Here is a 756-nt window from a genome sequence, read left to right as displayed (position 1 = left end):
CCTGAGGGGCTGCGTCTGCTCAACCCGATTGCTTCCGACCTCAACCAGATGCGCCCCACGCCGCTGATCAATCTGGCCCGTGCCTGGCAGCGCAATGCGGCGCGTGGACTGAGTGATGCGGCCCTGTTCGAACTGGGCCCCTGCTTCCATGCAGATGGGCAGAAGCTCGTGCTGGCCGGGCTGCGTGGTGGTGAGACGCCGAGGCGCCCCGGTATGCGGGCGCAACCCATGACGTTGTGGGACGCCAAGGCGGATCTCATGGCGGCGCTCGAGGCAGTCAAGCTTCCTGCCGAGGCGCTGAGTGTGACGGCCGATGCGCCCGGTCATTATCATCCTGGCCGCTCGGGTGTTGTGCGTCAGGGTCCAAAGACGGTGCTGGGCTGCTTTGGCGAGCTGCATCCCCGCGTGACACGGGCCATGGGTATCGACTCGACCCTTGTCGTGTTCGAGATCTTCCTCGATGCCGTACCGCTGCCCAAGGTCAAGCGTCGCCAGCCGCCTGCGCTCTCGGCTTTCCAGCCTGTCAGTCGCGATTTTGCCTTCATCGTGGCACCGGGTGTGGAAGCTCAGGCTGTTCTCAAGGCCGCCCGTGGTGCCGAACGTGCGCTGATCAGCGATGTGCGCCTGTTCGATGTCTATGAGGGCGGGTCGCTCGAGGCGGCCCATCGGTCCCTGGGCATCGAGGTCACGCTTCAGCCCGTCAAGGCGAGCCTGACCGATGAGGAAATCGAGGCCGTTTCCGAAAAGATCATTGCG

1 pseudogene is annotated in these 756 nt (G+C 64.7%); it reads left to right on the top strand.

What is annotated here, in order from left to right:
• Positions 1 to 756, top strand: a pseudogene (locus tag P792_RS38435) (phenylalanine--tRNA ligase subunit beta); the annotation flags it as partial.

This window comes from Asaia sp. SF2.1 (assembly GCF_000505765.1).
Lineage (GTDB): Bacteria > Pseudomonadota > Alphaproteobacteria > Acetobacterales > Acetobacteraceae > Asaia > Asaia bogorensis.
Note: the sequence above shows the minus strand (reverse complement) of the source record. Positions and strands in the feature narration are given on the sequence as shown.